We start from the raw sequence: 9,126 nt of genomic DNA, 5'->3' as shown, positions 1-9,126 counted from the left end.
GCCGGAAGAGGTGCGCATTATAGGTGGCTAGAAATCTGCGTCAACATCTATTGAAGGATTTTTGTCATAAACCTTTCGCACACAGTGGCAAGGCGCATCAGTCGGCTCGAGAGATGGGGAATCCTGAGCACCAACAACAGCGCGCCGGATCGCCCTTATCGGGACCAAACTCGTAGAAGTTGTTGTAACGCGCCGCATCCCTGAATGGCATGAGCGCTTCGTCGCCAGCAGTAATAGCCTGCCAACGAGCTTGCCCCAGCCCCTGTTCGAACCACTACGGATTAGTGACAGCATCGACATCGGCATAACGCGATGTTTGTGCCTGGGCAGCGTCAGGCAAGATTGACAGGGCAGCGAAACCATCCGCAGCGGCCAACAGGCGACGGCGCGACAGATAGATGGATTCGGGAGTGACATCGGATTCGTGCGAAGCCGAAGGTAGAGGCGTTCGGATCAACATGCAAACTCCGCAGCTACAGGGATGAGTGCGCCTGTAGACCGCGGAGGTGAGCGAAAACTACATCACTCGGTGGTTTTACGGCGACGCAACTGCAACAAATACTGCACTGGCCCAGAAGCCGCATACGCCAGGAAAATGATCAGCAGGATACGCGGCGGATCACTGAAGACCACGGCAAAGACCAGCACCACCGCCAGGATCGCCACGAACGGCACACGCCCCTTGAGGTCCAGGTCCTTGAAGCTGTGGTACTTGATATTACTGACCATCAGCATCCCAGCCGCCGCCACTAGCACGGCAACGACAAAGGCCATGTTCGAGCCCTTGATGCCGAAATCGCTGAAGGCCCATACCGTACCGGCCACCACCCCAGCTGCGGCCGGGCTGGCCAAACCAATGAAATAGCGCTTGTCGGCACTGCCGATCTGCGTATTGAAGCGCGCTAGACGCAGCGCCGCACCCGCGACATAGATAAAGGCGACCATCCAGCCAACCTTGCCCATGCTGCCCAGCGCCCACTCGAATGCCAGCAGCGCCGGCGCCACACCGAATGCCACCATGTCGGATAGCGAATCATATTCGGCGCCAAACGCACTTTGCGTATTGGTCAGGCGCGCCACGCGACCATCCAGGCCATCCAGCACCATCGCCACGAATACCGCAGCGGCGGCCACATAGAAGTTGCCATTCATCGCATTAATGATCGCGTAGAAACCGGCGAACAAATTGGCGGTGGTAAACAGGTTCGGCAGCAAATAGATACCGCGATGACGAACCTTGCGGCCCTCGGCGTCATGCCCTTCTTCTATGTGCTCATCGATGGGCAACAAGCTTTCAGCGTCAGGGGTCGGCTTGGACTCTTCGGGACGTTCGCTCATGAACTACACCTTGCAACGGATTTGAAGAATTTCGACAGGTGCAACCCGGCGGGGTTCGCAGGTTGCCCTGACTTAACGATCAGGCTTTATACCAGAAGCCTTGTGGCAGAATGAAAAAACGCGGCCATGGCCGCGTTTTTTTTCAGTCCGACAAACCTTAGTTCTTGGCCTTGTCGACAATCTTGTTAGCAGAAATCCACGGCATCATCGAGCGCAGTTGTTCACCCACGACTTCGATGCCGTGTGCCGCATTGTTGCGACGGTAAGCGGTCATCGAGGCGTAGTTCGAAGCACCTTCCTGGATGAACATCTTGGCGTATTCGCCGTCCTGGATGCGCTTCAATGCATTGCGCATAGCCTGACGGGATTCGGCGTTGATGACTTCTGGACCGGTTACGTACTCGCCGTACTCGGCGTTGTTGGAGATCGAGTAGTTCATGTTGGCGATACCGCCTTCGTACATGAGGTCAACGATCAACTTCAGCTCGTGCAGGCACTCGAAGTAGGCCATTTCCGGCGCGTAACCCGCGTCGACCAGGGTTTCGAAGCCGGCTTTGACCAGCTCAACACAACCGCCGCAGAGCACAGCCTGCTCGCCGAACAAGTCGGTTTCGGTTTCGTCCTTGAAGGTGGTTTCGATGATGCCGGTACGACCACCACCAACGCCCGAAGCGTAGGACAGTGCGACGTTCTTGGCATTGCCGGAAGCGTCCTGGTAGATCGCGATCAGGTCAGGAATGCCGCCGCCTTTGACGAACTCGGAGCGCACGGTGTGGCCCGGGGCTTTAGGCGCGATCATGATCACGTCGAGGTCGGCGCGCGGCACGACCTGGTTGTAGTGGATGGCGAAGCCGTGGGAGAAGGCCAGAGTCGCACCCTTCTTCAGGTTCGGCTCGACTTCGTCCTTGTACAACTTGGACTGGAACTCGTCCGGGGTCAGGATCATGACCAGATCGGCAGCGGCGACGGCAGTGGCCACGTCGGTCACTTTCAAGCCATGGGCTTCAGCCTTGGCAACGGTGGCGGAGCCTTTGCGCAGGCCAACCGTTACATCGACGCCGGAATCTTTCAGGTTGCACGCTTGGGCATGGCCCTGGGAACCGTAACCGATAATGGCGACTTTCTTGCCCTGGATGATCGAGAGGTCGCAGTCTTTGTCGTAATACACTTTCATGGAAATTCCCCTATTTACCTGGCCTCGTGGGCCGTTCGCTAAAGAGTTAAATGCTGAGTACTTTGTCGCCACGGGCAATGCCGGTGACGCCACTGCGTACGGTTTCCAGGATCGACGCAGTACCTATCGCCTGGATAAAGCTGTCCAGCTTGTCACTCGTGCCGGCCAACTGAATGGTGTAGACGCTGGTGTTCACGTCGACGATCTGCCCACGGAAGATGTCAGTGGTGCGCTTGACCTCGGCGCGCTGGGCGCCGGTGGCCTTGACCTTGACCAGCATCAACTCGCGCTCGATGTGCGCACTTTCCGAGAGGTTTACCAGCTTGACCACTTCGATCAGCTTGTTGAGGTTCTTGGTGATCTGCTCGATCACCTCATCGTGCCCCACCGTGGTCAGCGTCAGACGCGACAGGGTCGGGTCTTCGGTCGGCGCCACGGTCAGGCTTTCGATGTTGTAGTTGCGTTGCGAGAACAGACCGACCACACGGGACAGTGCGCCGGGCTCGTTTTCCAGCAGCAGGGAAATAATGTGTCGCATGCTTAAGTACGCTCCGTCTTGCTCAGCCACATATCGCGCATCGCACCGTCTTTGATCTGCATCGGGTAGACGTGCTCACTGGTATCAACCTGGATATCGAGGAACACCAGGCGATTTTTCAGCGCGAAGGCTTCTTCCATCTTCGGCTTCAGGTCTTTCAGGTCGGTGATACGCATGCCGACATGACCGTAGGCCTCGGCCAGCTTGACGAAGTCCGGTAGCGATTCCATGTAGGAGTGCGAGTGACGGCTGCTGTACATCATGTCCTGCCACTGACGCACCATACCGAGGGCACCATTGTTCAGGTTGACGATCTTCACCGGCAGGTCGTACTGCAGACAGGTCGACAGCTCCTGAATGTTCATCTGGATGCTGCCTTCGCCCGTCACACAGGCGACATCGTCATCCGGGAAGCTCAGCTTGACGCCCATCGCCGCCGGCAGACCGAAGCCCATGGTGCCCAGGCCACCGGAGTTGATCCAGCGATTGGGTTTGTTGAAGCGGTAGTACTGCGCCGCGAACATCTGGTGCTGCCCCACATCAGAGGTGACGAAGGCATCGCCGTGGGTCACTTCCGACAGGGTTTCGATCACGGTCTGCGGCTTGATGATGCTGCCGTCGCCCTTGTCGTAAGGGAACATGATGCGACTGCCGCGCCACTCGTCGATCTGCTTCCACCAACTGGCCAGCGCTTCCTTGTTCAGGTGCTCGCCGATTTCCTTGAGAATCGCGACCATCTCGGTCAGCACGCTATCTACCGGACCGACGATCGGCACATCGGCCTTGATGGTCTTGGAGATGGACGCCGGGTCGATATCGATGTGGATGATCTTGGCGTTCGGGCAGAACTTGCTCGGGCCATTGATCACGCGGTCATCGAAACGCGCACCGACGGCGAGAATCACATCGGCGTGGTGCATTGCCAGGTTGGCGGTGTAGCTACCGTGCATACCGAGCATGCCGAGGAACTGGCGGTCAGTGCCCGGATAACCACCCAAGCCCATCAGGGTATTGGTCACGGGCAGGTTGAGCATTTGTGCCAACTCGGTCAGCGGCGACGCTGCCCCACCCATGATCACGCCACCACCGGCGTAGAGAATCGGACGCTTGGCCGCCAGCAGCATCTCTGCCGCCTTGCGGATCTGCCCGGAATGGCCGCGCAGGGCCGGGCTGTAGGAGCGCAGCTTGGCCTTCTTCGGGTAGACGTATTCAAACTTCTCGGCCGGGTTGGTCATGTCCTTCGGGATATCCACGACCACCGGGCCTGGACGGCCTGACTGCGCCAGATAGAAGGCTTTCTTCAACACTTCAGGGATTTCCGAGGCGTGCTTGATCATGAAGCTGTGCTTCACGATCGGCCGGGAGATGCCGATCATGTCGGTCTCCTGGAACGCATCGGTACCGACCATGCTGCTCGGCACCTGGCCGGACAACACCACCATCGGAATGGAATCCATGTAGGCGGTGGCAATACCGGTAATGGCATTGGTCGCGCCAGGACCTGAGGTCACCAGCACCACACCGGCTTTACCGGTAGCACGGGCATAGCCATCGGCCATGTGGGTCGCTGCTTGTTCATGACGAACCAGGATGTGATTCACTTCCGGTTCTTTGAACAGGGCATCGTAGATATGCAACAGAGCACCGCCTGGGTACCCATAGATGTTCTTAACGCCTTCGTCACGCAAGAAGCGGACGACCATTTCAGCGCCAGATAAAAGCTCCACGTTGTTCACCTCTAAAACGCCAGAAAACCGCCCAAGGGGGACGGCCTAATTAGGTTTACTGCTAAGCAGAGCATGAGCGACGGTGGTCGCCGACTACGTCAGCTACTACTGAGCAAGTATTGGGAACGCTCCAAAGTGTTGCGGGGCTTTCCCACCCAGCGCGAGGTAACGCGTTGCGGGTGTAACAGGTCGGCGCGGGTGTGCGCCTCATGTCTGCTGAGCTAAAGCCTGCTTGCGGCGGACTCCACTACAGCGAACGTCGAATTGTTCGGATTCGACAGGTCCAAGTCAAGTGATCCGTAACGGATTCTGCAATCTTATGCTGTGACGCAGCGCAGGATGACGATTCAATCATTTTGGTTATAGTAGCCACCAGGTATCGCAGCTCATAAAAGGAAACAGCATGCGCCGTATGATCCTCACCAGCAGCTTGCTGCTCGCACTGAGCGCAAGCGCCATGGCCAGCCAAGTGTACAAATGGGTCGATGCCCAAGGCGTCACGCACTTCGGCGCGCAGCCGCCGCAAGGTCAGCAAGCCACTACCGTCAACACCGCCACCGCACCACCCAAGCCTGTCGAGCCCAAAGCGGCGCCGACCTTCGAGAGCATTGCGGACCCCGAGCAAGCCGCTATCGATGAGAAAGTGAAGCAGGAGGTCGCAGCTAAGGAAGCCGAGCGCAAGAAGTACTGCGAGAGCGTGCGCACCAACCTGGCACAGCTGGAAAACAACCCGCGCGTACGCTTCGAGGAGGGCGGCGAAGTACGCCGACTGAGCGAAGACGAACGTCAGCAGCGCATCGATGACGCCAAGAAATCGATCGGCGAAAACTGCAAGTAACTCACCTGACGCGGCCTCAGGCCGCGCCACCGATCAATTGATCGAACTCGCCAAGCAGCCGAATCAGCCCCCTGGCGCGCTCGCTATGCAGGCCATACACCTGTTCGGCCATGGGCTGAATGCCAGAAACGCTGGGCAAGCCGGCGTTACTCTCCAGCATGTGTTTCATGCGCGGCAAGAAAATCCACTGCAGCCACTGTTCGAACGCCAAGCTATCGACACAGAACGGCTCCTGGCTGGCCAGCGCTTGCGCGCTGGGCGCCTGCTCTTCCCACCATCCCTGCGCGCGCAACTCGCGTTCGATCAGCAACAACTGCTCTGCCACCGCCGGCACACGGGCATCCATCAGAGATTGACTCGCGCCTGCTCACGGGCCTGGGCGGCACCCGCGCTGTCGCCCTGACGCTCGCGCGCTTGCGCAATCAGGTTCCACAAACTGGCTTGCAGTGCTGGGCGGCCACTGGCATAGCTCAGACCACGGCGGGCGAACTGCTCGGCTTGCGCCGCATCGCCCTGAGCCAGACGCACTTCCGCCAGGCGATAGAGCACTTGCGGTTCGCGCGGCGCGATGCGCTGAGCGCGCTCCAGGCTGGACGCCGCGCCATTCAAGTCGCCGCCGCCCTGCTGTTGCTGCGCAGCCGTCAACAACGCCAACACCGGGCCATCCAACTGCTCGTCGGCCGCCAAACCACCTGAGCTCGGAATGCCACTGGGAATTGACGGCGCGGGCGCGCTGTAACCGCCCGTGCTCGGCGAGTCGATAGTGATCGGACCGCTGCTCAACGGCGCACTGCTGATGCCACCGCCAATCGGCACACTGGACGCCGGGAACGTCTGAATCGGCGCCGAGCTGCCAGTCGCGCCCGGCACCATCACCACCACGCCGGAGTCTTGTGGCAGGGTTTGCGGCTGTGCGGCAGTCGGGCTGCCATAACCGCCGACACTGGCTTGCTGTTGCGCTGAAGCCGAAGAGCCGGATTCGACAACCGGGATCGAGCCACGCGGCACGCTGGCACAACCACCCAGCATTACCGTGGCGGTTAAAGCAGGAATCAACCACTTAGTCACTTCATACCCTCTTCACTTAATCCAACCAGCCACGTACCCAATCCATCACCGAGTCAACCGGCGCCTGAATACCGCAGGCTTGCCCGGCAATCGGTTCACTGCCACGAATATACGGCATCTGTACCGCGCCCGGGCAGCTCGGATCGGAGCCCTGACCACTACGAGCGTCTACCCAGGCCTGCACGACGTTGTCCGGCAGCGGCATGTCCAGCGGCAACGGGTCGGCCTTGCGCATGAAATCGGTCCAGACCTGCAAGGCTCCGGTCGCCCCAGTCAGCGGCGTTGGGCCGTTATCGTCACGACCGAGCCAGACCACTGCCAGCAGATCCTGGCTAAACCCGGCAAACCAACTGTCCCGTGAATCGTTGCTGGTACCGGTCTTACCGGCCAGGTTCAACGAGCTAGGGAGCTGGCTGTACACCGAACGCCCGGTGCCTTCGCGCATGGTGCGCTGCATGGCGTTCTGCAACAGATAAATCGCCCCGGCATCGAAACGCTGTTGAATCTGATACGGGTAGCGCTTGAGCGGCTCGCCCTCGGCGGTCAGCACGCTACGGATGCCGCGTAACGGGGTATTGAAGCCACCATTGGCCAGGGTCTGATACATATCGGCCACCGCCAGCGGGCTCAACCCGCCCGCGCCCAACAACATCGACGGGTAAGCGGGCCACTTATGTTCCACACCTAGCCGCTCAAGCGTTTTGAGTACATTCGGTACACCCAGTTCCAGGCCCAACTTGGCGCTGGACAGGTTGTAGGAATTGGCCAGTCCCTGGTACAGGTAAACCGTACCGTGGGCCTTGCGATCATAGTTTTGCGGCCGCCAAACCTGGCCATCCTGCCCCTTGATGGAGAAGGGTTCATCCTGCAGCAGACTGGTCAAGGTGTACTGACTGGGGCGCTCCAAGGCGGTCAGGTAGATTGCCGGTTTGATCAGCGAACCAATCGGCCGCACCGCATCCAGCGCTCGGTTGAAGCCGGCAAACCGCGGCTGGCGACTGCCGATCAGCGCTTGCACCTCGCCGGTTTCCGGGTTGGTCACCACCATCCCGGCCTCGACCTGATCGACCCCCTTGCGCCCGGACAGACGCTTCAATGACTCTGCCAGAGCACCTTCGGCCTTGAGCTGCAGAATCGGGTCGAAGCTGGTGAAGATCCGCAGGCCTTCTTCGGTCAGATCCTCCTCGCGGTAATCCTCGCGCAGCTGGCGCTTGACCAGGTCGAGGAAGGCCGGAAACGAGCTGTCGGCCATGCTGCCGCGCTGAGTGACGCCGAGTGGTTTCTGCTTGGCGAGCGCCGCTTCCTCGGCGGTGACCACGCCCTGTTCGACGAGCACATCGAGTATCAGGTTACGGCGCTCCATGGCGCGTTCTGGGTTACGTCGCGGGTTGTAGTAGGTAGGCCCTTTGACCATGCCGACCAACAACGCCACCTGATCGAGTTTCAGCTCGGACAGCGGCTGGCTGAAGAAATACTGGCTGGCCAAGCCGAAACCATGCACCGCGCGCTGGCCGTCCTGCCCGAGGAACACCTCGTTGAGGTAGGCCTCGAGAATGTCCTGCTTGTCGTAGTGCAACTCCAGCAGCACCGCCATCATGGCTTCGGTGGCTTTGCGGCTGAGACTGCGCTCGTTGGTCAGGTAGAAGTTCTTCACCAACTGCTGGGTCAGCGTGCTGCCGCCCTGACGCAACTGCCCGGCTGTGGCATTGATCCACATGGCGCGGGCAATGCCTTTGGGCGATACGCCGAAGTGATTGAAGAACTCGCGGTCCTCGATTGCCACCAGGGTTTCCACCAGATACGGCGGCACCTGCTCCAGCTTGATCAGCACGCGGTCTTCCTGGTGCGCCGGGTACAGGCCACCAATCAGCATCGGCTCCAAGCGGGCAACCGCCAGGTCACTGCCATTGGCCTGGCTCAGGCCGGCGACATAATCGCCGGAAAAACGCACGCGAACACGCTGCGAGGGCTCGGTGCTTTCATAGAACTGGAAACCGCGCGAATGCAATTCGATGGCGTTGCCAGCCACCGACACGGCGCCAGGACCGTTGGCCGCGCTTTCCCGGCGATAGCCGAGGGCGTCCAACTCCTTGAGAAAGTCGTCCTTGGCCAGTTTCTGGCCGACGAACAGTTCCAGCGGGCGGGCGTAGACCTTGGCGGGCACGGTCCAGCGCTTGCCGGAAAACTTCTCCTGCACCACAGCATCGAGGTAAACCGCAAAGCCGGCCAACACCACCAAACCAACCAGACCGAGCTTTACAGCCCAACCAAGCCAGGGGCGCAGGCCACGCGAGCGACGTTTGGAACGAGAACGAGGGGATCGGGTACGAGTCATGGCGCGGCATTATACGCACTTTGCCAAACACAAGCAGGCACAGCCCGGCGGTTTGCAGAGTGCCTCACAGCGGCCATAATGCCCGACTCTTATTTGTTTGAAAGCCAA

At 59.8% G+C, this 9,126-nt stretch carries 8 protein-coding genes; 1 reads left to right on the top strand and 7 read right to left on the bottom strand.

The features are described 5' to 3' along the window. Positions 1–522 precede the first annotated feature (522 nt). The 4 genes from pssA to B3M58_RS21260 all read right to left on the bottom strand — a co-directional run bounded on the left by pssA (position 523) and on the right by B3M58_RS21260 (position 4,777). Complete coding sequence (gene pssA / locus B3M58_RS21275) at positions 523–1,338, bottom strand: CDP-diacylglycerol--serine O-phosphatidyltransferase (protein ID WP_296222271.1); 816 nt, start codon at positions 1,336–1,338, stop codon at positions 523–525. Positions 1,339–1,495: 157 nt separating this feature from the next. After that, positions 1,496–2,512: a ketol-acid reductoisomerase gene (ilvC, locus tag B3M58_RS21270; protein WP_296222269.1), complete on the bottom strand. Its 1,017-nt coding sequence runs from the start codon at positions 2,510–2,512 to the stop codon at positions 1,496–1,498. A gap of 46 nt (positions 2,513–2,558) precedes the next feature. Then, positions 2,559–3,050: an acetolactate synthase small subunit gene (gene ilvN, locus B3M58_RS21265; RefSeq protein WP_296222268.1), complete on the bottom strand. Its 492-nt coding sequence runs from the start codon at positions 3,048–3,050 to the stop codon at positions 2,559–2,561. A 2-nt stretch (positions 3,051–3,052) separates the two neighbouring features. Beyond that, complete coding sequence (locus B3M58_RS21260; protein ID WP_296222266.1) at positions 3,053–4,777, bottom strand: acetolactate synthase 3 large subunit; 1,725 nt, start codon at positions 4,775–4,777, stop codon at positions 3,053–3,055. A gap of 403 nt (positions 4,778–5,180) precedes the next feature. Here B3M58_RS21260 and B3M58_RS21255 point away from each other — a divergent pair, with 403 nt between their 5' ends. Then, complete coding sequence (locus tag B3M58_RS21255; protein WP_296222265.1) at positions 5,181–5,615, top strand: DUF4124 domain-containing protein; 435 nt, start codon at positions 5,181–5,183, stop codon at positions 5,613–5,615. 16 nt (positions 5,616–5,631) lie between these two features. Here the strand turns inward: B3M58_RS21255 and B3M58_RS21250 are convergent, their stop codons facing one another. The 3 genes from B3M58_RS21250 to mrcB are packed head-to-tail and all read right to left on the bottom strand — an operon-like array spanning position 5,632 to position 9,018. Next, positions 5,632–5,961, bottom strand: a complete 330-nt coding sequence (locus tag B3M58_RS21250) for a YqcC family protein (RefSeq protein ID WP_296222263.1) — start codon at positions 5,959–5,961, stop codon at positions 5,632–5,634. After that, complete coding sequence (locus B3M58_RS21245; protein WP_296222262.1) at positions 5,961–6,683, bottom strand: tetratricopeptide repeat protein; 723 nt, start codon at positions 6,681–6,683, stop codon at positions 5,961–5,963. Before B3M58_RS21245 ends, B3M58_RS21250 begins: the two co-directional genes overlap by 1 nt. Positions 6,684–6,699: 16 nt before the next feature. After that, the gene (gene mrcB / locus B3M58_RS21240) at positions 6,700–9,018 is read right to left on the bottom strand and encodes a penicillin-binding protein 1B (protein ID WP_296222261.1); all 2,319 of its coding nucleotides are present in this window, start codon (positions 9,016–9,018) and stop codon (positions 6,700–6,702) included. Positions 9,019–9,126 lie beyond the last annotated feature (108 nt).

Origin of the sequence: Pseudomonas sp. UBA2684, assembly GCA_002354655.1 — a bacterium.
In the GTDB taxonomy this organism is placed as follows: Bacteria; Pseudomonadota; Gammaproteobacteria; order Pseudomonadales; family Pseudomonadaceae; genus Aquipseudomonas.
Note: the sequence above shows the minus strand (reverse complement) of the source record. Positions and strands in the feature narration are given on the sequence as shown.